Genomic DNA, 22,829 nt, shown 5'->3' with positions numbered 1-22,829 from the left:
ACGAAGAGCGCGCCGCTTCGGGTGAAATGAACCGAAGGGGAACGCTCGCACGGCAGTATTCGTGTTCCACAGCCCGAGGGCGAGCCAGCAGGCTCGCCCTTTTTGATTCTCAATGCATGCACAACCGCATGCGCCAGCCCGTTCCTGGGCAAAGCCCCCCGTACGACCGGCAACCTCAAACACCTCCGCGCCACCCACGTACCGTGGGTCCGGGCCCGGCGCGGCGGCGCGCCACGCTACAATGTCTCTTTTGCGCCACGCCGCCTGTGTAGCGCGCCTCTGTCTGATCCATGACTGCCAAGCCTTCCGAGCGATCCATCTCATCAAAATCCCCGCGCACGCGCGAATCGCGCCTGTCGGCGCTGCATCTCGCGCCTGAGTCGCTGGGCTTTGCGCTCGATTGCGCGGCGCAGGCCATCGGCGCCGTGCGCCTCGGCGCTGCGCTGCCGGCTGCCCTGCAAAGCGTTTTCGTCTCCGCGCCTGAAGGCGCCGCCGCGGCCGCGCGCGGCGCGGTGCAGGACATCGCGTATCGAACGATGCGTCGTCTGGCCACCGCCGAGGCGCTGATCGCACAGCTCGTGCGCAAGGCGCCTCCGCCGCACGTCGGTCACGTGCTGGCCTGCTCGCTTGCGCTGCTGGTCGACGAGCAGGAATCGGCTGCGTACACGCCGTTCACGGTCGTCGATCAGGCCGTCAGCGCGATCGGCGCGCGCCGCGAGTTCGCGTTCGCGAAGGGACTCGTCAACGCGGTTTTGCGCCGTTTCCTGCGCGAGCGCGAAGGCCTGCTGGCCACGGTGCAGGCCGACGACGTCGCTCACTGGAACTATCAGCAATGGTGGATCGACGCCGTCAGAAGCGCATGGCCGGACAACTGGGAGGCGATCCTCGCCTCCGGCAAGGAGCAGGGACCGCTGACGCTGCGCGTGAACGCGCGCCGCTCGAGCGTCGCTGATTATCTGAACGTGCTAGGCGAGCAGCACATCGCGGCGAGCGCGGCTGGCGAACACGCGGTACGTCTCGATACGCCCATGCCAGTCGATCGTATTCCAGGTTTCGATGAAGGCGTCGTCTCGGTGCAGGACGCGGGCGCGCAACTCGCCGCGCAATCCCTTGGCGTGCAAAACGGCATGCGGGTGCTCGACGCGTGCGCGGCGCCCGGCGGCAAGACAGGGCATCTGCTCGAACTCGCCGACATCGAACTGATCGCGCTCGAAAGCGATGCGTCGCGCGCACGGCGCATCGGCGAGAATCTTCAGCGCCTGAACCTCGAAGCCGAAGTGCGCATCGGCGACGCCGGCGATCCTGCGAAGTGGCACGACGGCCAGCCGTTCGATCGCATCCTCGCGGACGTGCCGTGTTCGGCGTCGGGCATCGTGCGACGTCATCCGGACATTCGCTGGCTGCGTCGCGCGAGCGATATTCCCGCGCTGGTTGCCGAGCAGCGGCGCATTCTCGAGGCGCTCTGGCCGCTCGTCAAACCCGGCGGCGAACTGCTTTACGTGACGTGCTCGATCTTCCCCGAAGAGGGCGAGTTGCAGGCGCAGTGGTTTGGAGGCAACCATCAAGATGCGGTACGATTGGACGCGCCGGGGCAGCTGTTGCCCAAGGTCGCCCGCGCGCAGGCCGTTGCATCAGGCGCGCCGCGTGCAGGGCAGGACACCGACTCGAATTCAGACCACGACGGATTTTTCTACGCGCGCTTTCAGAAACGGTGACCATCAAACGCTTCTTCCCGCTTCGGCTCGCGGCCGTGCTCTGGATTGCGCTGGCTGTCTGGCTGGGCACCGCCGGATCCGCGCGCGCCGACTCGATCGCCGTGCAGCGCGCATCGTTGCAGGCCGACGGCAATGGCTGGAGTCTCGACGCGCGTTTTGAGTTCGAGCTGAACAGCAACCTTGAAGACGCCGTCAACAAGGGCATCCCGCTCTACTTCACCACCGATTTCGAGCTCAGTCGCCCGCGCTGGTACTGGTTCGACGAGCAGCCGGTCAACGTTTCGCAAAGCATCCGCCTGTCGTTCCAGCCGCTCACGCGGGAATATCGCGTGTCGACGGGCGGGCTTCAGCTTGGTTTCAGCACGCTGAAGGACGCGCTCTCGGTCATCAAGCACGTCACGTCGTGGCATGTGATCGACCGCAACCAGGTCAATGTCGGCGAGACGTATAACGCGTCGGTCCGCATGCAGCTCGATGTCGCGCTGATGCCGAAGCCGTTCCAGATCGACGCGGTCAACAACCGCGACTGGAACCTCTCTTCGGACTGGAAGCGCTTTACCTTCACGGTGACCGAACGTGCTAAATAAAGTGCGCCACGCCACGACAACCAGCATCACCGGACTCCTCGTCCGCGTGCTGGTGTCGACGGTCGCCGTCACCGCCGTCCTGCTGCTCGTGCTGCTCGCCGCCGCGAGCGCGAACACCGAATTCTTCGATCGCTACTATCAGTGGCTGTACGCGGCGAACGTCGCGGTCGCCCTGATTTTCATGCTGATCGTCGCGGTGCTCGTCGTCGTGATCATCACGCGATTGCGCAAGGGCAAGTTCGGCACGCGGCTGCTCGCGAAGCTCGCGTTCTTCTTCGCGCTCGTGGGCGTCGTGCCGGGCGGGATCATCTACATCGTGTCGTATCAGTTCGTGTCGCGCAGCATTGAATCGTGGTTCGACGTCAACGTCGAAACGGCGCTCACGTCCGGCCTGAATCTGGGGCGCGGTATGCTCGATGCATCGCTGTCCGATTTGCAGACGAAGGGCCGCCTGATGTCCGAGCAGCTGGCGAGCACCGGGGCGGGCAGCACGACGCTCACGCTGCTGCGTCTGCGCGACCAGTTCGGCGTGCAGGAAGCGCTCATCGTCGAGCCGGTGCGCAGCATGTCGGGCGCGACGCCGGACATGCACGTCGTCGCGCAGGCGTCGGGCAATTACGCGTCGCTGGTGCCGAACGATCTGCCCACGCTGCTCATGATCGAGCAGGCGCGCGGCCGCGGCTTCGCCGCCATCGAAGGCGAAGTGGACGGCGATCCGAATCTGCGTGGCGCGAAGGGCGCGCTGCGTCTGCGCGTCGTGCAGCGCATTCCGGATTCGAACGCGGCGTTGCTGCAACCGGCCGAACGCTTCCTGCAGCTCACGGTGCCGGTTTCGCCGTCGCTCGCGCGGAACGCCGATGCCGTGCAGCGCGCCTATCGCGAGTACCAGGAAAAGGCGCTCGGGCGGACGGGTCTGCGCAAGATGTACATCGGCACGCTGACGCTTGCGTTGTTCCTCGCCACGTTTATCGCGATGATGCTGGCGCTCGCGCTCGGCAACCAGCTCGCGCGGCCGCTGTTCCTGCTCGCACAGGGCACGAAGGAAGTGACCGAAGGCGACTACACGCCGAAGCGCGAAATCAAGTCGCGTGATGAGCTTGGCTTCCTCACGCAGTCGTTCAACGCGATGACGCGCCAGCTTTCGGAGGCGCGCGCGGCGGTCGAGAACAACCGCATCGCGCTCGAACATTCGAAGGCGTATCTGGAAAGCATTCTCGCGAACCTGACAGCGGGCGTTTTCGTATTCGACCGGCGCTTCCGGCTGACCACGGCGAATCGCGGCGCGGAGCGCATCTTCCGTCAGCCGTTCCAGCCGATGCTCGGCTCGCCGCTGGATCACATCGGCGTGCTCGACGAATTCGGCGCGATGGTGCGCAAGGCGTTCGCCGATCGTGAGGCGGCGAGCGGCGACGGACACGGTCATGGACAGGACGATCGTGGACACTGGCAGCAGCAGGTATCGGTTCAGGCGGCCGGCGAAGCCGAACCGTTGACGCTGCTGGTGCGCGGCGCGCGGCTCGTCGCGGCTGCCGATGGCGACGAGCAGGATGCGCAGACGTCCGGCTACGTGGTCGTGTTCGACGACATATCGGACGTGATCTCGGCGCAGCGTTCGATCGCGTGGGGCGAAGTCGCGCGGCGGCTCGCGCACGAAATCAAGAATCCGCTGACGCCGATCCAGCTTTCCGCGGAGCGTTTGCAGATGAAGCTCGCCGACAAGCTCGGGCCATCCGACGCCGACGTGCTCAAGCGCGGTGCGACCACGATCGTGAACCAGGTCGCGGCGATGAAGCAGATGGTCGACAGTTTCCGCGATTACGCGCGCACGCCGCCGGCGGTGCTCGCGAACCTGCAGCTCAACGAGCTCGTGAGCGAAGTGCTCACGCTGTACGGCATCGAAGAAGGCAAGAGCTCGATCGAGGTGGAGCTCGGCGCGCATCTTCCGGTGATTCGTGGCGATGCGACGCAGTTGCGCCAGGTGATCCACAATCTGTTGCAGAACGCGCAGGACGCAGTGGCCGACGTCGAGCATCCCCATGTGGTGCTCGAGACGCGGACAGTAGAATATGGCGATCCCGATGCAGAAGGGAAAGCGCGTGTCGCGGTGCGCCTGACCGTCTCGGACAACGGTCCGGGCTTCTCCGCCCGCATTCTCACGCGCGCCTTCGAACCTTACGTAACGACCAAGGCCAAAGGAACAGGCCTGGGTCTTGCCATGGTCAAGAAGATCGTCGACGAACATGGCGCGCGAATCGACATTCGCAACCGCATGAAAGCGGGCGATGTGATCGAGGGCGCGCAGATCTCGATACTTTTCCTTCAAATGGCAGACGATGCGGCGGCGCCGGAAGCGGGGCCACACGGCACGCACGGCGACGCATTGCGGGGAACGACAAAAGCAACCGTGCAGACAAGGGCAGCGTAAATGGCAACCATCCTGGTGGTAGATGATGAAATGGGCATCCGGGAATTGCTCTCGGAGATCCTGAGCGACGAAGGGCACGTCGTGGAAGCGGCGGAAAACGCGCAGGAAGCGCGCGATTTCCGTCTGCGTCAGGCGCCGGATCTCGTGCTGCTCGACATCTGGATGCCGGATACCGATGGCGTCACGTTGTTGAAAGAGTGGGCCGCGCAAGGGCAACTGACGATGCCCGTGATCATGATGTCCGGTCACGCGACGATCGACACAGCAGTCGAGGCCACGCGCATCGGCGCACTCAATTTCCTCGAGAAACCGATTGCCTTGCAGAAGCTGCTGAAGGCGGTCGAGCAGGGTCTTGCGCGCGGCAACGCGGCGCCCGCCATCGGCGGCGCGGCGGCGAAACCCGCGTTGCCGGCGGGCATGTCGACGGTGGCTTCGGCGGCCGCGCTGCCGATGCTTTCCGGCGACGGCATGATCGGCAGCGCACTGCCGGCACAGACAGCGTCGATTTCGTTCGATATTCCGCTGCGCGATGCGCGTGACGCGTTCGAGCGCGCTTACTTCGAATATCACCTCGCGCGCGAAAACGGCAGCATGACGCGCGTCGCGGAGAAAACCGGACTGGAACGCACGCACCTGTATCGCAAGCTGAAGCAGCTCGGCGTCGACCTCGGCAAGAACAAGAGCGAATAAGGCCGGCCACGGGCCATTCCGATAAATTTCATCAAGGGGCTTGAGGCGGTCGGCCCACTTTGATATACTTTCGCTTCTTCGTTGGCCCGGTAGCTCAGTTGGTAGAGCAGCGGATTGAAAATCCGCGTGTCGATGGTTCGATTCCGTCCCAGGCCACCAGAATTTAGCCCCAGGATAATCGCAAGATTCCTGGGGCTTTCTGTTTTCAGGGTGCCCCAATCGGGCATCGGTGAAGCGGGTTTGCGACCGGCGGCGGCGTCAGCGGCACACGGCGTCGCATGATAAAATCGCGCCAGTTCAAGGACTTGCCACGTTCGACTGACAGGTCCTTTTTCGTTTCAGGCAGTCTGCAGCCTGACCTTGTTGCGCCGATGACCGAAGGTCATGTCCTCTGGAACGTGCTGGACTGTGGAGTTGCGACGAACGGCGTGAGCGCCCGGGATTGCGCGGCGCACGCGACGCGCAAAAGAAAGCCCTCTGGCGGCGATGAGCGGTATAAGCGCCAGCGACGCTGCGTGCGAAAGGCGCGGCCTATACTGCCTGAGACCGGTCCCATCAGGCGCCGGCTCGACATTGACCCAGCCCCGGCCCATCATGCGCCACGCTGCTGTTGCACACACCGCACAGCGCGACGCGGGCAATCATCAATCACGGAGTTTCACGGTGACCCGGACAGACGCTAAACGCAGCGCCCTCGTGCTCTTCTCCGGTGGTCAGGATTCGGCCACCTGCCTCGCGTGGGCGCTCGAACGATTCGAAACAGTCGAGACGCTCGGCTTCGACTACGGTCAGCGGCACCGCGTCGAACTGGAATGTCGCGAGGGTTTTCGCAGCGCGATCGCGCGCGAATTTCCCGCGTGGGGCGAGCGGCTCGGCGACGATCACATGATCGACCTTGGCGTGCTCGGCGCCATCAGCGATACCGCGATGACGCGCGAGATCCAGATCGAAGCCGCCGCAAGCGGCCTGCCGAACACGTTCGTGCCCGGCCGCAATCTGATGTTCATGACGATCGCCGCGGCCATTGCCTACCGTCGCGGCTTGCAGGTGCTGGTGGGCGGCATGTGCGAGACGGATTTTTCGGGGTACCCCGATTGCCGCGACGACACGATGAAAGCGCTGCAGGTCGCGCTGAATCTCGGCATGGACAGCCGCTTTCTGCTCGAAACGCCGCTGATGTGGCTCGACAAGGCCGACACCTGGCGGCTCGCGCTGGAGCTGGGCGGCGAGGCGCTCGTTGAGCTGATCCGCGTCGAGACGCACACGTGCTACGTCGGCGAGCGCGCCGAGCTGCACAAGTGGGGGTTCGGTTGCGGCGAATGTCCGGCGTGCAAGCTGCGCAAGCGCGGCTACGAAGCATATCTCGCCGGCGAGAACGTGACGGAACCGGTTTAACCGCTGCGCTGCAACGCAGCGCAGCGCAGCATAAGCAGTCGACCTATTCAGGATATTCAGGCAGAAGGCAGCATGACGTACGCGGTCAAGGAAATCTTCTACACGTTGCAGGGCGAGGGCGCGAATGCCGGGCGCCCGGCCGTGTTTTGCCGTTTTGCCGGCTGCAATCTGTGGTCGGGCCGCGAGGAAGATCGCGCCGACGCCGTGTGCCGCTTCTGCGATACGGATTTTGTCGGCACCGATGGCGAGAACGGCGGCAAATTCCGCACGGCGGATGAACTCGTCGCGATGATCGCGTCGCTGTGGCCGGAAGGCGAAGGCGAGCGTTTTGTCGTATGTACCGGCGGTGAGCCGATGTTGCAGATCGATCCGCCGTTCGTCGATGCGCTGCACGCCGCCGGCTTCGAAATCGCGATCGAAACCAATGGCTCGCTGCCCGTGCTGGACACCATCGACTGGATCTGCGTGAGCCCGAAAGCCGACGCGCCGCTCGTCGTCACGAAGGGCAACGAGCTGAAGGTCGTCGTTCCGCAGGACAACCAGCGTCTCGCCGACTACGCGAAGCTCGAGTTTGACTATTTCCTCGTGCAGCCGATGGACGGTCCGTCGCGCGATATCAACACGAAGCTCGCTATCGACTGGTGCAAGCGCCATCCGCAATGGCGCCTGTCGATGCAGACCCACAAGTACCTGAACATTCCCTGATCCGCCGTGCTGACGATTACCCGAAAACTTGAATTCGATGCGGGCCACCGCATCCCCGACCACCGCAGCCAGTGCCGTAACCTGCACGGCCACCGGTATGTGCTCGAAATCACGCTGCAAGGCGACCTCGTCGAAACGGAAGGCGCGCCGGATCGCGGCATGGTGATGGATTTCGCCGACGTGAAGTCGCTCGCGAACGAACATCTCGTGGACCTGTGGGACCACGCGTTTCTCGTCTACGAAGGCGACGCGCAGGTGCGCGGGTTCCTCGAAACGATGCCTGGCCACAAGACGGTCGTGCTCGACCGCATTCCGACCGTCGAAAATCTCGCCGCCGTCGCGTTCGACATCCTCGCGAACGTCTACGACGCGCATTACGGTGTGAATCTACGGCTGCACAAGGTGCGGCTTTACGAAACGCCGAACTGCTGGGCCGACATCGTTCGCGACTGAACGGGCGCGTTATTGTCACGGTATGATCGCGGCGTAACCAGCCGGAGCGAGACATGCCGTACACCACACCGACAGGCGGGCGCGACTGCCGCCGCACCGACGCCACATCCAGTGCTTCCCGTGCTTGCCGCCGCGCCGCGCGCCGCGAGGGAGCACCGCGATGAGCACGTTCACCAATCCCCTCAAGCTGCGCCTGAAAGAGCCCGATCCGCTGTTCGGCCTGTGGCTTTCGCTCGGCAGCGACTCGGCCGCCGAAGCGCTCGCGCACGCCGGCTTCGACTGGCTGCTGATCGACATGGAGCACTCGCCGAACGACAGCGTCGACGTCACCGGCCAGTTGCGCGCGATTGCCGCGGCACATCTGCCGACCGAACCCGTCGTGCGTCTGCCGGCGAGCGAGGCGTGGCTCGTCAAACGCGTGCTCGATGCGGGCGCGCGCACGTTGATGTTTCCGAATATCGAAACGGCCGAAGAGGCGGCGCAGGCCGTGCGTCTGACGCAATATCCCGGTGCTGGCGGCGACGGCCTGCGTGGCGTCGCGGGCGCGGTGCGCGCGGCGGCGTACGGCATGCGGCGCGACTACGTGCAGAACGCGAACGCGCAGATCGCGACGATCGTGCAGATCGAGTCGGCGCGCGCCGTCGACAACATCGAGGAGATCGCGGCCACGCCAGGCATCGACTGCCTGTTCATCGGGCCGGCCGATCTCGCCGCGAGCCTCGGCCATCTCGCCGACCCGAAGCATCCGGACGTCGTGGCCGCCATCGCGCGTGTCACCGAGGTCGCGCACCGCGCGAAGGTGGCGACGGGTATTTTCGCCATGGATGTCCTGGGCGCGCGGCAGTATCGCACCGAAGGATTCCGTTTTATCGCGCTTGCCGCGGACGTCATGTGGATGTTGCGCGCGACGCGTCAGGCGCTGCAGGAGGTGCGTTCATGATCCGCGTTTCATTGCCGGCGTGGCTGGCGCTCACCACGACCCTCGCGACCCTCGCGGCGCCGATGCAGGCCGGTGCGCAGACGACTGGCTCGCTCAAGGCCCAGGACCCCGAGACGCAGACGGCCGTCGCCGACTACAACGCGGGCAACTTCGGTCCGGCGCTTGCCGAGTTCCGCAAGGCCGCGCAGCACGGCAGCCGCCTCGCGGAATTCAACTACGCGATGATGCTGCTGAACGGCGAAGGCACCGCGCCCAACGTCGACGAAGGCAAGAAGTGGCTGCGCAAGGCCGCCGACGCGAACATGTCACATGCGCAGTACGTGTACGGCAAGATGTATGACGATGGCGATTTCGTCGGCCGTGATCCGTCGGAGGCACACGCGTGGTTTCTGAAAGCCGCGAAGCAGGGACACGTGCAGGCCGAACTGGCGCTTGCGAACCAGTTCCTGGACGGTCGCGGTACCACGCGCGACAACCAGCAGGCGTTCTTCTGGTACAAGAAAGCGGCTGAAGGCGGCGACATGACCGCGCAGTACGTGACGGGCTCGTTTTACGAGCGGGGAGGCGATGGCGTCGAGCGCAACCTGAATGTCGCGCGGGCCTACTACGCGGCAGCGGCGGCGCAGGGTGATCCGGCGGCGCGCCTGAAATACCAGCAGCTCACTTCGCAGCTTCAGCAGGAACACGAAGCGAAACCGCAGTAACGCGATTCGCGGCGGCCGGCATTCGCCAGCCGCCGCGTGGATCGCTTTTCAACGGCAGACTAGCTCTGCATCAACCGTTTCTGTCGCGCGACGCTCATGATGAGCCCGGTCGCGATGCCGAGCGTGATCAACGCTGTTCCGCCGTAACTCATGAACGGCAACGGTACGCCGACAACCGGCAGAATCCCGCTCACCATGCCGATGTTCACGAACGCGTAGGTGAAAAACGCCATCGTCAGCGAACCGGCGAGCAGCCGGCCAAAGAGCGTCGCGCCGTTCGCCGCGATGTAGAGCCCGCGTGCGATCAGCAGCATGTAAAGCGTCAGCAGCACGATGCCGCCGGCGAGCCCGAATTCCTCCGAAAACACCGCGAAAATGAAGTCGGTGTGCTTTTCAGGGATGAATTCGAGGTGAGCCTGGGTGCCTTTCATCCAGCCCTTGCCGGTCGCGCCGCCGGAGCCGATCGCAATCACCGCCTGGATGGTGTGGAAGCCCTTGCCGAGCGGATCGGAAGTCGGATCGAGCAGCGTGCAGATACGGTGCTTCTGGTAATCGTGCATCAGCGGCCACGTGACTTCCGGCTGGCAGATCCTGTCCTGGAACGCGGCGATCGAACCCACCGCGATCACGGCGGCGATCAGCACCGGCACGATCAGCTTGAAACTCAAACCTGCGAAGTAGATGACGAAGAGACCCGCGGCAAACACGAGCACAGCCGTGCCGAGGTCCGGCTGTTTCGCGATCAGTCCAACGGGAAGCAGGAGGATCAGCAGGCCGACCACGTAATCGAACCAGCGCATCACCCCTTCGCGCTTCTGGTAGTACCAGGCGAGCATCATCGGCGTCGCGATCTTCATGATCTCGGACGGCTGGACCACCACGCCGACGTTGATCCAGCGTTTCGCGCCCTTGCGCGTCAGCCCGAACATCGCCACGGCAACCAGCAGCGCGATGCCGAACGTGTAGAGCGGCAGCGCAAAGCGCATCAACGTGGTGGGCGGCACGGTGGCGAGCGCCCACATCAGGACGAACGTCAGCATGATGTTGCGCAGCTGGTCCTCGACCTTGCCGGGCATGTCGAGCGTCGCGCTATACAGCGTCACGATGCCGACGCACAGCAACAGAAAAACGATTAGCGCCAGCGGCTTGTCGAAGCCGAGGAACATGCTCTTGATGCGATCGAGCCAGGCGCGCTTGTCGAATTGCATGCCGCTCTCCTTTATTCGTCCATGCCGCCGGTGGCCGGCTGATTCGGCGATGCCGGCGCGATGCCTGTGTCGCGCGAGGGCGCGGCCGCCGTCGTCGGTGTTTCGCTGGCCGGGCGCGATGGGCGCGGCGCCTTGCGGGCCGGCTTCACGGCGTCGGAGGCGGAAATCGCCCCGGCTGCGGAAGCGCTTTTAGCGGCGGCGCGTGCCGCCTTCGACGTCGACGCCGCCAGTGGCTTCGCCGCATCCGCCGAAGACGCCGGCGACGCCCCGGAAGCCACGCCAGCCGCCGCCGCATCGGGCTTCAGCTTTATCGGTGCGCCCGGAGGCGGCGGCAGCGGCGTATAGCCCGCCGCGACCCGGGTCGGCGTGGTGGCATCCGTCGCGGGCGACGTTTCTCCGATGACCGGTGCCGATGCCTCGGCCGTGGCCGACGCCGCCGCTTCGATGGCGGCCGCTTCCGCGCCCGGCTTCGCGCGGTCGACGAGGTAATAGTCGAGCACGCGACGCGCGATCGGACCCGCCACCTGCGCGCCCCAGCCGCCGTTTTCGACGATCAGCGCCACGGCGATGCGCGGATGATCGGCCGGCGCGAACGCGATAAAGAGCGCATGGTCGCGCAGATGTTCGGCGAGCGCGTGACCGTGGTATTTCGCGCCCTGCAGCGAGAACACCTGCGCCGTGCCGGTCTTGCCGGCCGCCACATACGCCGCGTTGCGGAACACCTGATAGGCGGTGCCCGACGGATTCGTCGTCACGTTTTCCATCCCGCGCTTGACGACGTCGATGTCCTGCTGCGCCACGTTGATGCGGCCGTCGTCCTTCGGCACCGTCAGGCGCGTGGCGTGCGTGATCGGATTCTCGATCTCTTTGACGAGGTGAGGCTTCATCAGCACGCCGTTGTTGGCGAGCGTCGCGGTGGCATGCGCGAGTTGCAGGATCGTGAACGAGTTGTAGCCCTGGCCGATGCCGAGACTGATCGTTTCGCCTTCATACCAGCGCTGCTGTTCGGGCTTGCGATACGCCTTGCGCTTCCATTCGGTCGAAGGCAGGATGCCGCGCGCCTCGCCGGAAATGTCGATGCCGGTGATCTGCCCGAAGCCCCACGGCTTCATGAAATTAGCGATCGCGTTCACGCCCAGATCGTGCGCGAGCATGTAGAAATACGTGTCGTTCGACACCATGATCGCGCGGTTCATGTCGATCCAGCCCTGGCCCTGCGGCACGTCGTTGCGGAACGTGTGGCCGGCGAAGGTGTACGAACCCGGGTCCTGGAAACCCCAGCCCGGCGTGCGCTTGTGCAGCGTGAGCGCGGCGAGCGCCATGAACGGCTTGTACGTCGAGCCCGGCGGATACGTGCCGTGCAGCGGACGGTTCAGCAACGGGTGATCCGGCGAATTGTTCAGCTCGTCCCAGGTCTGCTGGTCGATGCCGTCGACGAACGAGTTCGGATCGAAACTCGGCGCCGACACGAATGCGAGCACGTCGCCCGTCGCCGGCTCGATGGCGACGAGTGCGCCGCGCCGGCCCGCGAACGCCTGCTCCGCGACCTGCTGCAGGCCGATATCCAGCGACAGCACGAGGTTGTTGCCCGGCGTCGCCTGCGTGCGCGACAGCGTGCGGACCGGACGGCCACCGGCGGTCACTTCCACTTCCTCGAAACCCGTCAGGCCGTGCAGTTCGGTCTCGTAACTCTGCTCGACGCCGATCTTGCCGATGTAGTCCGTGCCCTTGTAGTTGTTGGCATCGAGGCGCGGATCATAGTGGTCGGAATCCGTGTCGTTCTGGTCGCTGATGTCGTCGATGCGTTCCTGGTCGCGCTGCGAGATCCGTCCGATATAGCCGATCACGTGCGCCGCCGTCGGACCGAGCGGATATTGACGGAACAGGCGCGCGCGCACTTCGACGCCCGGAAAACGGAAACGCTGCGCGGTGAAACGCGCGACTTCCTCGTCGGTGAGACGCGTGCGGATCGGCAGGCTCTCGAAGTTCTTCGAGTCTTCCTGCAGCTTCTTGAAGCGGCGACGGTCGCGTGCATCGATCGTGATGACCGTCGAAAGATTGTCGATGACGTTTTCCAGCGAGTCGTTCAGCTTCGACGGGGTGATTTCGAGCGTGTAGGCGGAATAGTTCTTCGCCAGCACGATGCCGTTACGGTCGGTGATGATGCCGCGGTTCGGCACGATCGGCGCGACGGAAATACGGTTTTCGTCGGCTTGCAGCGAATACTTGCTGTAGTGCCACACCTGCAGGTACAGGAAACGAAAACCGATCAGCCCGAAGCAGACGAACACGAACAGGCCCGCCGCGGCGACCCGCAGGCGGAACTTCGAAAGCTGCTGTTGTGTGTCGTTGAATTCGGTCATGCGTGCGTGCAATGGGCCGGCGGGCGGCCGTCAGGAAAAGCGTGCCCGCGGGCGATGGCGGGCGGAAAATCCAGACGTGGCGCGTCGGGCCGGCGGGATGAATACGGGTTCAATCGGGCTCCCGACGCGTGGCGCGGCCTAGATGGGCCGGGTATCGTCCGGATCGGCGGGGCGGCGCTGCGGCATCAACAACAATACGCTTGCGATGGGCCACAGTGCAGCTTCGACGAAGCCGTCGATCAGATAACCCCATCCCGGGAACGCGGCGCCCGTCAAAAGACGGATCACGAACGGCACGATCTGCGCGCCGACCAGCAGCGGCATGACCGCGAACGTCTGAACGCCGATCGACATCCACAGCACGCGGCGGTGAATCGTGATCGCGCCGTACGACAGCAGCGTGTAGGCGAGCGCGTGTTCGCCAAGCAGGCTCGCGTTGTGTACGTCCATCAACAGGCCGAGGAAAAACGCGATGCCCATGCCGACCTTGCGCGGCTGGTGGACGTTCCAGAACAGCAGCACCAGCGCGACGAAGTCGGGCACGCCGATCATCCGCCCCCACGGCATCAGGTTCAGCAGGAACGCGGCGGCGAGACTGAACGCGATGAAGTACGGATTGACCGGCTGCAGGATGTATTGCGGGCGGTTCATGGCTTCGTCCCCTGCGCGCTTTTGTCGGCCTTTTCGGTCTTCTCGCCTTTCCTCGCGCCAGCGGCTGCCGAAGCCGGTTGCGCGGACCTGGCGTTTTTCCCGGCGGCGCGGGCGGCGGGTTTTTCAGCCGGTTTTTCCGCGGCTTTGTCCGCACTCTTTTCAGCGGCTTTTTCCGGTGCTTTCGCGGCGCCCGCGCCCTTTTCCGCGGGCTTGTCCGTTGGCTTTGCGTTGCGCCTCGCCTTCGCTTCCTTTGCGGCGGCGACGGGGTCCGGTTCCGCGGGACGCGGCGGAACGTCGTTCACGTAATGCAGCACTAGCAACTGACGCGCGCCGCGCACCTGGGCGATCGGCACGCAGATCACGCGGGCGAACGCGGTGTCCGCCTGCTTGTCGACGCGCACCACCTTCGCGACCGGCAGGCCCGGCGGATACACGCCGTCGAGGCCGCTCGTGACGAGTTCGTCGCCGGCCAGCACGTCGGCGCTGATCGGCACGAAGCGCAGATCGAGCGAATCGCCCTTCGGCGTGCCGTAGATCACGCTGCGCAGGCCCGTACGCACGATCTGCACGGGCACGGCCTGATCCTTGTCGGTGAGCAGCGTGACTTCCGACTGCAGCGGGAACACGCGCGTGACCTGCCCGATGACGCCGTCTTCGTTGACGACCGGCGAACCGTCGTTCACGCCCTGCTGCGAGCCGCGCCCGATCACGATCTTCTGCGTAAACGGGTCGCGCGTGTCGTACTGGATTTCGGCCGGCGTGGATTGCGTGGTGCTGCGCTGCGACAGTTGGAGCAGTGCGCGCAGATGGTTGTTTTCAGCGCCGAGCGCGGCGGCCAGGTTGGCCTGTTGCGACAGCTGGAGGTTTTTCGCGCGCAACTGCTCGTTCTCGCTGCGCAGCGTGGTGCTGCTCACGGCGAGGTCGGCTGCGCCCATGAACAGGTCGCGCGGCACGAGCGCCGCGCGTTGCAACGGATAAAGACCCGCGCCGAGCACGCCGCGAACGATCTCGAGGGTGCTAAAGCGTGCATCGGAGATCAGCAGGGCGAGCGCCAGCACGACGAAGAAGACCAGTCGTGCAAGTGCCGACGGGCCTTGTCTGAACAGAGGCGGCGGACTGTATTCCATGGTCGGCGCCGGGGGCGTGAGCGTGTTGGGTGAGACTGCGGCGCGTCAGATCGGCGCCTGGCGGGTGGCGACGGCGGCTGGCAAGGCCAGCCGGTAAGTCCGCGCCACTTTCATCAATTTAAACCCGCTTACTCGTAGGAGAAGATGCTACCGAGCTTGTCCATGCGCTCGAGCGCCATGCCCGAGCCGCGCACGACGCACGTCAGCGGGTCTTCGGCGACGAGCACCGGCAGGCCGGTTTCTTCCGCGAGCAGACGGTCGAGATCGCGCAGCAGCGCGCCGCCGCCCGTCAGCATCATGCCGCGTTCGGCGATGTCGGCGCCGAGTTCCGGCGGCGTCTGTTCCAGCGCGATCTTCACCGACGACACGATCTGGTTCAGCGGATCGGTGAGCGCTTCCAGGATCTCGTTGCTGGAGATCGTGAAGCTGCGCGGAATACCTTCCGACAGGTTGCGGCCCTTCACTTCCATTTCCTTGACTTCGGAACCCGGGAACGCGGAGCCGATTTCCTTCTTGATGGCTTCGGCCGTCTGCTCGCCGATCAGCATGCCGTAGTTGCGGCGGATATAGTTGACGATGGCTTCGTCGAACTTGTCGCCGCCAACGCGCACCGAACCCTTGTACACGATGCCGCCGAGCGAGATCACGCCGACTTCCGTCGTGCCGCCGCCGATGTCGACGACCATCGAGCCGGTGGCTTCCGACACCGGCAGGCCGGCGCCGATTGCCGCGGCCATCGGCTCTTCAATGAGGTAGACCTGCGAAGCGCCCGCGCCGTGCGCGGCTTCCTTGATCGCGCGGCGCTCGACCTGGGTCGAGCCGCACGGTACGCAGATGATGATGCGCGGCGAAGGCGAGAACATGCGCGATTCGTGAGCGGTCTTGATGAACTGCTTGATCATCTGCTCGGTGACGGTGAAGTCGGCGATCACGCCGTCTTTCATCGGGCGGATCGCCTCGATGTTGCCCGGAACCTTGCCGAGCATCTGCTTGGCTTCCTTGCCGACCGCCTGAATCGTTTTCTTGCCGTTCGGACCGCCTTCCTGGCGGATCGACACTACGGAGGGCTCATCGAGAACGATGCCTTTGCCGCGCATATAGATGAGCGTATTGGCAGTGCCGAGGTCAATGGCCAGGTCGTTGGAAAAGTAGCTGCGCAAAAAACCGAACATTCAAAAATCCTGTCTCGCTGGGGGCCGGGCCTCGCATCGTACGCGCAGGACGGCAGCGGAAAAAATAACAGCTTCAGGTCGGGCGCGAACATGCCACAGGAGCCTGAAACTGCGAGGGAATCTACCGGAAACTGAAACAAGGCCGCACGGTGTGCTGGAAAATGTCCGGTAAGGCCTTGGTAAGTCGGACCGGGTTTGGGTCGAACGCGTAATGATACCTTATAATTTTGGATGTTTTGGAGGAAACGGACGGTACTTTTTGCCGTCGCGAGCCCCTTTCCGAGGGCGCGCTCCAATGTCGTAACTCTCTGTCGCAGCACTCTTTTTCCGCACTGCGGCAGTCCACGTCTCTTTCCGGTGACCGCATGGCTCTGACCTTGACCGATGTGAAACGCATCGCACACCTCGCGCGGCTCGAATTGCCCGATGCCGACGCGGAGCACACGCTTGTCCAGCTCAACGATTTTTTCGGCCTCGTCGAGCAGATGCAGGCCGTCGACACCACCGGCATCGCGCCGCTCGCGCACCCGATCGAGCAGATCGAAGACGTCGCGCTGCGCCTGCGTGACGACGCCGCCACCGAGATCGTGCGCCGCGACGAATTCCAGCGCTCCGCGCCGGCCGTGCAGGAAGGGCTGTATCTGGTGCCGAAGGTCATCGAATAGGCGCTGGCCGCGCGCCCGCGTGAGGCGGGCATCCACGGCACGGCAGGCCGGCGGGCAGCCGGACGCCTTCACGGCAGCGCAACGCGCTGTCGCGCTTTCCAGGAATAAACGCAATGCATGAAAAAAGTTTGATCGAACTGCGCGCCGCGCTCGATGCGAAGGAATATTCCGCCGTCGAGCTCGCGCAGACGTATCTGCAACGCATCGAAGCGGCGAAGAGCCTGAACGCGTTCATCCAGGTCGATGCGGAACTGACGCTCGCGCAGGCAAAAGCCGCCGACGCGCGTCTGGCCGCCGGCAACGCAGGTCCGCTGACGGGGCTGCCCATCGCGCACAAGGACGTGTTCGTGACGCGCGGCTGGCGCTCGACCGCCGGCTCGAAGATGCTCGAGCACTACGAAAGCCCGTTCGACGCGACGGTCGTCGACCGGCTGGCGCGCGCGGGCATGGTGTGCGTCGGCAAGACGAACATGGACGAATTCGCGATGGGTTCGTCGAACGAGAACTCGCACTTCGGCCCCGTGCAGAACCCGTGGGACCGCAAGGCCGTGCCGGGTGGCTCGTCGGGCGGCTCGGCCGCCGCGGTCGCGGCGCGCCTCGCGCCCGCCGCGACGGGCACGGACACCGGCGGCTCGATCCGCCAGCCGGCGTCGTTCACCGGCATCACCGGCATCAAGCCGACGTACGGCCGCGTGTCGCGCTACGGGATGATCGCGTTTGCGTCGTCGCTGGATCAGGGCGGCCCGTTCGCGCAGACTGCGGCCGATTGCGCGACGCTGCTCAACGCGATGGGCGGCTTCGACGAGCGCGATTCCACGAGCCTCACGCGCGACGACGAAGACTACACGCGCTATCTCGGCCAGGCGTGGAGCGCCGACGCAAGCGCGGGCAAGCCGCTCGCCGGCCTGCGTATCGGCCTGCCGAAGGAATACTTCGGCGCGGGCCTCGTCGATGACGTCCGCGCGTCGATCGATGCCGCGCTGAAGCAGTACGAAGCGCTCGGCGCGACGCTCGTCGATGTGTCGCTGCCGAAGACCGAGCTGTCGATTCCCGTGTACTACGTGATCGCGCCGGCGGAAGCGTCGTCGAACCTGTCGCGTTTCGATGGCGTGCGTTACGGCCATCGCGCGGCGCAGTATCGCGACCTGCTCGACATGTACAAGAAGTCGCGTGCCGAAGGGTTCGGTCCGGAAGTGAAGCGCCGCATTCTGGTTGGCACGTACGTGCTGTCGCACGGCTACTACGACGCGTACTACCTGCAGGCACAGAAGATTCGCCGCATCATCGCGCAGGACTTCCAGGAAGCGTTCAGACAGTGCGACGTGATCATGGGCCCGGTGTCGCCATCGGTCGCGTGGGATCTCGGCGCGAAGGGCGACGATCCGGTGCAGATGTACCTCGCCGACATCTACACGCTGTCGGTGAGTCTCGCGGGCCTGCCCGGCATGAGCGTGCCGTGCGGTTTCGGCGCGGGTGCGAATGCACAGCGTCCGGTGGGTCTTCAGATCATCGGCAACTATTTCAGCGAAGCCCGCATGTTGCAGGTCGCCGACGCGTTCCAGCGCGCGACCGGCTGGCATCGTCAAACCCCGGCAGGAGTGTGAATCCATGACCACGCAATGGGAAGTCGTTATCGGTCTTGAGACGCACGCGCAGCTGTCGACCGTCTCGAAGATTTTTTCCGCCGCATCCACGCAGTTCGGCGCCGCGCCGAACACGCAGGCCGCGCCCGTCGATCTCGCGTTGCCGGGCACGCTGCCGGTGATGAACCGCGGCGCCGTCGAGCGCGCGATCCAGCTCGGTCTCGCGATTGGTGCGACGGTCGCGCCGCGCAGCATCTTCGCGCGCAAGAATTATTTTTATCCCGATCTGCCGAAGGGCTATCAGATCAGCCAGTACGAGATTCCAGTCGTGCAGGGCGGACAGATCACGATCCAGGTGCCGGCGAATGAAAAAACCGGCAAGCCGGCGTACGAAAAAACCGTCAACCTGACGCGCGCCCACCTCGAGGAAGACGCGGGCAAGTCGCTGCACGAAGACTTTGCCGGCATGACGGGCATCGATCTGAATCGTGCGGGCACGCCGCTGCTCGAAATCGTCACCGAGCCGGAAATGCGCAGCGCCGCTGAAGCGGTCGCGTATGCGAAAACGCTGCACACGCTCGTCACGTGGCTTGGCATCTGCGACGGCAACATGCAGGAAGGCTCATTCCGGTGCGACGCGAACGTGTCGGTGCGTCCGGTCGGTCAGGAGAAGTTCGGCACGCGCGCCGAGATCAAGAACCTGAACTCGTTTCGCTTCCTCGAAGAAGCGATCCAGTACGAGGTGCGCCGCCAGATCGAGCTGATCGAAGACGGCGGCACGGTGGTGCAGGAAACGCGTCTGTACGACCCGGACAAGCGGGAAACGCGTTCGATGCGCAGCAAGGAAGACGCGCACGATTACCGCTATTTCCCCGACCCCGACCTGATGCCGCTGATGATCGACGCAGCGTGGATCGAGCGCGTGAAGCGCACCATGCCGGAACTGCCGGCAGCGATCCAGACGCGCTTTGTCGAACAATACGGTCTCACGCCGTATGACGCGGGCGTGCTGACGTCGAGCAAGGCGACGGCCGCGTACTACGAGGCGCTCGTCGCGAAACTCGGCGCGGCGCAGGCCAAGGTCGCGGCGAACTGGCTGAACGGCGAAGTGTCGTCGCAGCTGAACCGCGAAGGGCTCGACATCGCGCAAAGCCCTGTGTCGGCCGCGCAGCTTGCGCTGCTGCTGCAACGGATCGTCGACGGCACGATTTCCAACAAGATCGCGAAGGAAATCTTCGTCGCGATCTGGGAAGAAAAAGCCACCGACGAAGCCGCCGCCGATCGCATCATCGAAGCGAAGGGTTTGAAGCAGATTTCGGACGTGGGCGCGCTCGAGGCGATTATCGACGAAGTCCTCGCTGCGAACGCGAAGTCGGTCGAGGAATTCCGCGCCGGCAAGGAAAAGGCGTTCAACGCGCTGATCGGTCAGGCGATGAAAGCCACGAAGGGCAAGGCCAATCCGCAGCAGGTCAACGATCTGCTGAAGAAGAAGCTGGGCTGATCTGCAGTAAAGGTGTCGTGGGGCGTTTCATGCAGTCGGGAAACGTCGCCAGTCATGACGGGCTGTTGCCGGACGAAGGTTGAGGCAACGGCCCGTTTCCTTTTGTCGACTCTCATTTGACGTCGCGTCAGCAAAGAGGTCCGCATGGCAAAGAAACCCGAGCTGGATGATTTTCGCGTTCCGTTTCCCGACGATAAAGGCAAGCCGGCGAAGTTCTCGCTCGGCGAGTTCGATCCCGGCGCGAAGCCCTTTTCGAGCGGTTCGAAAGAAGGCGACCGGGCGCGTCTCGCGGAAATCGGCACGCTGCTCGACGGCCTGCAGGAGCGTTTGCACGCGCAGCGCGTTCGACGCGTCCTGCTCGTGCTGCAGGGCATGGACACGAGCGGCAAGGACGGCACGATCCGCGCGGTTTTTCAGGAAGTCGATCCGCTTGGGCTGCACGTCGTGCCGTTCAAGGCGCCGACGCCCGTCGAAGCGGCGCACGATTTTCTGTGGCGCGTCCACTCGCAGGCGCCGGCTGCCGGCGAACTGACGATCTTCAACCGCAGCCACTACGAAGATGTGCTGGTGCCCGCGGTGCTCGGCGACATCGACGCCGACGAATGCGCGCGCCGCTATCGGCACATCCGCGAATTCGAGGCGCTGCTCGCCGACAGCGGCACGACCATCATCAAATGCATGCTGCACATTTCGAAGGACGAGCAGAAGAAGCGCCTGCAGGCGCGCATCGACGATCCGACGAAGCACTGGAAATTCGACGTCGCCGATCTCGATGCACGCATGCTGTGGGACAAATACCAGAACGCCTATCAGGACGCGCTCGCCGCGACTTCGACTGATCACGCGCCGTGGTACGTGATTCCAGCCGATTCGAAGACGCACCGCAACGTGATGATCGCCGAGCTGCTGCTGCGCGCGTTCGAAGGATTGAAGCTCGAGTTTCCGCCGGCCAAGCCTTCGCTGAAAGGCCTGAAAATCGAATGACGCCGGTTCTGGCCAGTTCTGGCCGGCGTGCCACAAACCATCTGATAACAGAGGAAACAACATGTTGCGTGTGATTACCGCCAACCTCAACGGCATCCGCTCGGCGTCCAAAAAAGGCTTCTTCGACTGGTTCCGCGACCAGAACGCCGACGTGCTCTGCGTGCAGGAAATCAAGTGCTCGCAGGACGACATGACGCCCGAATTTCTCGCGCCCCATGGCTACACCGGCTACTTCCAGCATGCGGTGAAAAAGGGCTACAGCGGCGCGGGTGTGTACACGCGAGTCGAACCGGACGAAGTCGTGATCGGCTTTGGCAGCGAGGAGTTCGACGCAGAAGGGCGTTACGTCGAAGTGCGCTTCGGCAATCTGTCTGTGATTTCGGTGTATGTGCCGTCGGGGTCGAGCGGCGAGGAGCGGCAACAGGCGAAATACCGCTTCATGGATGTGTTCATGCCGCACCTCGACGCACTGCGCCAGGAACGCGAAGTGATCGTGTGCGGCGACGTGAACATCGTCCACAAGGAAATCGACATCAAGAACTGGAAGGGCAACCAGAAGAATTCAGGCTGTCTGCCGGAGGAGCGCGCGTGGCTTACGAAGCTGTTCGACGAAGTGGGCTACGTCGACGTGTTTCGCACGCTCGACCCGCGCCCGGAACAGTACACGTGGTGGAGCAATCGCGGCCAGGCGTACGCGAAGAACGTCGGGTGGCGGATCGACTACCAGATCGCGACGCCGGGCATTGCCGGCACGGCGAAGCGCACGGACGTGTTCCGCGACATCAAGTTCAGCGACCACGCGCCGCTGACCGTCGACTACGATCATCCGGCCTGACGTGTCGGGAGACGCGTTTCAGTCGGTCGCGAGTTTGTGCTTCGGGCGGCCGATGCCGGCGTAATCCGGCAACGCGTCGACGCTTTTGCCGATCGCCTTCGCGTAGAGCGGCAGCATGTCGGGCAGGCGTTTCATGATGTCGGCGCGGCGCGCCGGCGGGTACGGATGCACGTAGATGAAGCCCTGCTCGCGGTTTTTGCGCGTCGCGGCTGCGAGCTTGTCCCACAGCGTGATGGCGGCGCGCGGGTCGAAACCCGCGCGTGACGCGATATCGCTGCCGATCACGTCGGCCTCGGTTTCGTCGGTGTTCTCGTATTTCATCTCGAGCAGCTGCGTGCCGATGCCAAGCGGCGCCTCACCCAGATCGGCCAGGCCGAAAAGTTGCGGGATCGGCCCGGAGCTAAGCTGCGCGGCCTGCTGTTCGCCGAGCCGCTCGCGCGCGTGTTCGCGCAACGCGTGCGCGATTTCGTGGCCGAGCAGCATGCCAAGCTCGTTGTCGTTCAGGCGCACGCGGTCCAGCAGGCCGCCATACACCACCACCTTGCCGCCCGGCAGACAGTACATCCGGATATCCGGCGACTTCACCACCGCGACATCCCACTTCCAGTTCTTTGCGCGCTCGTTCCATTTCAGCGAGAACGGAATCAGCTGATCCATGGCCGCGCGCACGCGTTTGACGTGAGCGTCGGTCGCGGGATAGAGCTTGTTGGCGTGACTGGCGCCGCGCGCGATTTCGTCGAATTCGGCCGACGCCTGCGATTCGAGCATCGCCGATGGAATCAGGTTGCGGAACACCGCCGGGCTGCCGTAGCGGACCGACTGGCTCGGGCCGTATACGTGTGGCTGACCGGCTGGGGCTGTAGCGCCCGGTGCTGGCGCAGTTGAAGCGCCGGAAGTGCCAGTGGGAACGGAAGCGCCCGAAACCGGCGCCGTGGCCGCGGCCGCCCGTGGCGCGGGCGCGCTGGCCGCATTCGCCGCGCTGACGGCTGCGTTGGCGGGCGCATCGACGGCGAACGCCTGATGCGCCGGCAACAGCGCCACGCCCGCGCACACGCAGACGCCCACGCGCGCCGCGAGTGCGGTGCGCCGGAGCATCGTGAATATCGTGAGCGGGGGGGCGGACGCA

At 64.6% G+C, this 22,829-nt stretch carries 20 protein-coding genes and 1 tRNA gene; 15 read left to right on the top strand and 6 right to left on the bottom strand.

Annotated features, from left to right (window positions below; translation table 11 throughout):
- Window positions 1-290: 290 nt before the first annotated feature.
- From rsmB to BLV45_RS16165, 10 genes are all read left to right on the top strand, one after another.
- A complete protein-coding gene (rsmB, locus tag BLV45_RS16210) occupies window positions 291-1,715 on the top strand; it encodes a 16S rRNA (cytosine(967)-C(5))-methyltransferase RsmB (protein ID WP_090534873.1) in 1,425 nt (474 codons plus the stop codon).
- Window positions 1,712-2,302, top strand: coding sequence for a DUF4390 domain-containing protein (locus BLV45_RS16205; protein WP_090534870.1), 591 nt, complete (start codon window positions 1,712-1,714; stop codon window positions 2,300-2,302). The genes rsmB and BLV45_RS16205 overlap by 4 nt, the downstream gene beginning before the upstream one ends.
- Complete coding sequence (locus BLV45_RS16200; protein ID WP_090534868.1) at window positions 2,292-4,727, top strand: sensor histidine kinase; 2,436 nt, start codon at window positions 2,292-2,294, stop codon at window positions 4,725-4,727. Before BLV45_RS16205 ends, BLV45_RS16200 begins: the two co-directional genes overlap by 11 nt.
- Window positions 4,728-5,417, top strand: coding sequence for a response regulator transcription factor EsaR (esaR, locus tag BLV45_RS16195; RefSeq protein WP_090534865.1), 690 nt, complete (start codon window positions 4,728-4,730; stop codon window positions 5,415-5,417).
- 83 nt (window positions 5,418-5,500) lie between these two features.
- Window positions 5,501-5,576, top strand: a tRNA-Phe gene (locus tag BLV45_RS16190).
- A 504-nt stretch (window positions 5,577-6,080) separates the two neighbouring features.
- Window positions 6,081-6,812, top strand: a complete 732-nt coding sequence (gene queC, locus BLV45_RS16185) for a 7-cyano-7-deazaguanine synthase QueC (RefSeq protein WP_090535282.1) — start codon at window positions 6,081-6,083, stop codon at window positions 6,810-6,812.
- 72 nt (window positions 6,813-6,884) lie between these two features.
- On the top strand, window positions 6,885-7,517 hold the full coding sequence (gene queE / locus BLV45_RS16180; protein WP_090534862.1) for a 7-carboxy-7-deazaguanine synthase: 633 nt from the start codon (window positions 6,885-6,887) through the stop codon (window positions 7,515-7,517).
- Window positions 7,518-7,526: 9 nt separating this feature from the next.
- On the top strand, window positions 7,527-7,970 hold the full coding sequence (queD, locus tag BLV45_RS16175) for a 6-carboxytetrahydropterin synthase QueD (protein WP_090535281.1): 444 nt from the start codon (window positions 7,527-7,529) through the stop codon (window positions 7,968-7,970).
- Between the two features lie 160 nt (window positions 7,971-8,130).
- Window positions 8,131-8,910, top strand: a complete 780-nt coding sequence (locus tag BLV45_RS16170) for an HpcH/HpaI aldolase family protein (RefSeq protein WP_090534860.1) — start codon at window positions 8,131-8,133, stop codon at window positions 8,908-8,910.
- Window positions 8,907-9,614 (top strand): tetratricopeptide repeat protein, encoded by a 708-nt coding sequence (locus BLV45_RS16165; protein ID WP_090534857.1) that lies wholly within the window; start codon window positions 8,907-8,909, stop codon window positions 9,612-9,614. The genes BLV45_RS16170 and BLV45_RS16165 overlap by 4 nt, the downstream gene beginning before the upstream one ends.
- A 59-nt stretch (window positions 9,615-9,673) precedes the next feature.
- Here the strand turns inward: BLV45_RS16165 and rodA are convergent, their stop codons facing one another.
- The 5 genes from rodA to BLV45_RS16140 all read right to left on the bottom strand — a co-directional run bounded on the left by rodA (window position 9,674) and on the right by BLV45_RS16140 (window position 16,135).
- Window positions 9,674-10,822, bottom strand: coding sequence for a rod shape-determining protein RodA (gene rodA / locus BLV45_RS16160; RefSeq protein WP_090534855.1), 1,149 nt, complete (start codon window positions 10,820-10,822; stop codon window positions 9,674-9,676).
- An 11-nt stretch (window positions 10,823-10,833) separates the two neighbouring features.
- Entirely contained in the window at window positions 10,834-13,185 is a 2,352-nt protein-coding gene (gene mrdA / locus BLV45_RS16155) for a penicillin-binding protein 2 (protein WP_090534853.1), read from the bottom strand.
- A gap of 138 nt (window positions 13,186-13,323) precedes the next feature.
- A complete protein-coding gene (mreD, locus tag BLV45_RS16150) occupies window positions 13,324-13,836 on the bottom strand; it encodes a rod shape-determining protein MreD (RefSeq protein ID WP_090534851.1) in 513 nt (170 codons plus the stop codon).
- Complete coding sequence (gene mreC, locus BLV45_RS16145; protein WP_090534849.1) at window positions 13,833-14,963, bottom strand: rod shape-determining protein MreC; 1,131 nt, start codon at window positions 14,961-14,963, stop codon at window positions 13,833-13,835. The genes mreD and mreC overlap by 4 nt, the downstream gene beginning before the upstream one ends.
- Window positions 14,964-15,091: 128 nt before the next feature.
- Window positions 15,092-16,135: a rod shape-determining protein gene (locus BLV45_RS16140; protein ID WP_004189550.1), complete on the bottom strand. Its 1,044-nt coding sequence runs from the start codon at window positions 16,133-16,135 to the stop codon at window positions 15,092-15,094.
- A gap of 365 nt (window positions 16,136-16,500) precedes the next feature.
- Between BLV45_RS16140 and gatC the strand changes: the two genes are divergently transcribed.
- The 5 genes from gatC to BLV45_RS16115 all read left to right on the top strand — a co-directional run bounded on the left by gatC (window position 16,501) and on the right by BLV45_RS16115 (window position 21,703).
- The gene (gene gatC / locus BLV45_RS16135; RefSeq protein WP_090534846.1) at window positions 16,501-16,800 is read left to right on the top strand and encodes an Asp-tRNA(Asn)/Glu-tRNA(Gln) amidotransferase subunit GatC; all 300 of its coding nucleotides are present in this window, start codon (window positions 16,501-16,503) and stop codon (window positions 16,798-16,800) included.
- Between the two features lie 113 nt (window positions 16,801-16,913).
- A complete protein-coding gene (gatA, locus tag BLV45_RS16130) occupies window positions 16,914-18,404 on the top strand; it encodes an Asp-tRNA(Asn)/Glu-tRNA(Gln) amidotransferase subunit GatA (protein WP_090534844.1) in 1,491 nt (496 codons plus the stop codon).
- A 4-nt stretch (window positions 18,405-18,408) separates the two neighbouring features.
- Window positions 18,409-19,884, top strand: coding sequence for an Asp-tRNA(Asn)/Glu-tRNA(Gln) amidotransferase subunit GatB (gene gatB, locus BLV45_RS16125; RefSeq protein WP_090534841.1), 1,476 nt, complete (start codon window positions 18,409-18,411; stop codon window positions 19,882-19,884).
- Between the two features lie 144 nt (window positions 19,885-20,028).
- Window positions 20,029-20,868 (top strand): PPK2 family polyphosphate kinase, encoded by an 840-nt coding sequence (locus tag BLV45_RS16120; protein ID WP_090534839.1) that lies wholly within the window; start codon window positions 20,029-20,031, stop codon window positions 20,866-20,868.
- 61 nt (window positions 20,869-20,929) lie between these two features.
- The gene (locus BLV45_RS16115; protein ID WP_090534837.1) at window positions 20,930-21,703 is read left to right on the top strand and encodes an exodeoxyribonuclease III; all 774 of its coding nucleotides are present in this window, start codon (window positions 20,930-20,932) and stop codon (window positions 21,701-21,703) included.
- Between the two features lie 18 nt (window positions 21,704-21,721).
- Here the strand turns inward: BLV45_RS16115 and BLV45_RS16110 are convergent, their stop codons facing one another.
- A complete protein-coding gene (locus BLV45_RS16110; RefSeq protein ID WP_090535280.1) occupies window positions 21,722-22,798 on the bottom strand; it encodes a M48 family metallopeptidase in 1,077 nt (358 codons plus the stop codon).
- Window positions 22,799-22,829 lie beyond the last annotated feature (31 nt).

The sequence above is a fragment of the Paraburkholderia sartisoli genome (assembly GCF_900107685.1).
Taxonomy (GTDB): Bacteria; Pseudomonadota; Gammaproteobacteria; order Burkholderiales; family Burkholderiaceae; genus Paraburkholderia; species Paraburkholderia sartisoli.
Note: the sequence above shows the minus strand (reverse complement) of the source record. Positions and strands in the feature narration are given on the sequence as shown.

Coding starts and splice junctions, on each gene's coding strand:
- rsmB (WP_090534873.1), top strand. CDS start 291: ATGACTGCCAAGCCTTCCGAGCGATCCATCTCATCAAAATCCCCGCGC.
- esaR (WP_090534865.1), top strand. CDS start 4,728: ATGGCAACCATCCTGGTGGTAGATGATGAAATGGGCATCCGGGAATTG.
- queE (WP_090534862.1), top strand. CDS start 6,885: ATGACGTACGCGGTCAAGGAAATCTTCTACACGTTGCAGGGCGAGGGC.
- BLV45_RS16170 (WP_090534860.1), top strand. CDS start 8,131: ATGAGCACGTTCACCAATCCCCTCAAGCTGCGCCTGAAAGAGCCCGAT.
- BLV45_RS16165 (WP_090534857.1), top strand. CDS start 8,907: ATGATCCGCGTTTCATTGCCGGCGTGGCTGGCGCTCACCACGACCCTC.
- rodA (WP_090534855.1), bottom strand. CDS start 10,822: ATGCAATTCGACAAGCGCGCCTGGCTCGATCGCATCAAGAGCATGTTC.
- mrdA (WP_090534853.1), bottom strand. CDS start 13,185: ATGACCGAATTCAACGACACACAACAGCAGCTTTCGAAGTTCCGCCTG.
- mreD (WP_090534851.1), bottom strand. CDS start 13,836: ATGAACCGCCCGCAATACATCCTGCAGCCGGTCAATCCGTACTTCATC.
- mreC (WP_090534849.1), bottom strand. CDS start 14,963: ATGGAATACAGTCCGCCGCCTCTGTTCAGACAAGGCCCGTCGGCACTT.
- BLV45_RS16140 (WP_004189550.1), bottom strand. CDS start 16,135: ATGTTCGGTTTTTTGCGCAGCTACTTTTCCAACGACCTGGCCATTGAC.
- gatC (WP_090534846.1), top strand. CDS start 16,501: ATGGCTCTGACCTTGACCGATGTGAAACGCATCGCACACCTCGCGCGG.
- gatA (WP_090534844.1), top strand. CDS start 16,914: ATGCATGAAAAAAGTTTGATCGAACTGCGCGCCGCGCTCGATGCGAAG.
- gatB (WP_090534841.1), top strand. CDS start 18,409: ATGACCACGCAATGGGAAGTCGTTATCGGTCTTGAGACGCACGCGCAG.
- BLV45_RS16120 (WP_090534839.1), top strand. CDS start 20,029: ATGGCAAAGAAACCCGAGCTGGATGATTTTCGCGTTCCGTTTCCCGAC.
- BLV45_RS16115 (WP_090534837.1), top strand. CDS start 20,930: ATGTTGCGTGTGATTACCGCCAACCTCAACGGCATCCGCTCGGCGTCC.
- BLV45_RS16110 (WP_090535280.1), bottom strand. CDS start 22,798: ATGCTCCGGCGCACCGCACTCGCGGCGCGCGTGGGCGTCTGCGTGTGC.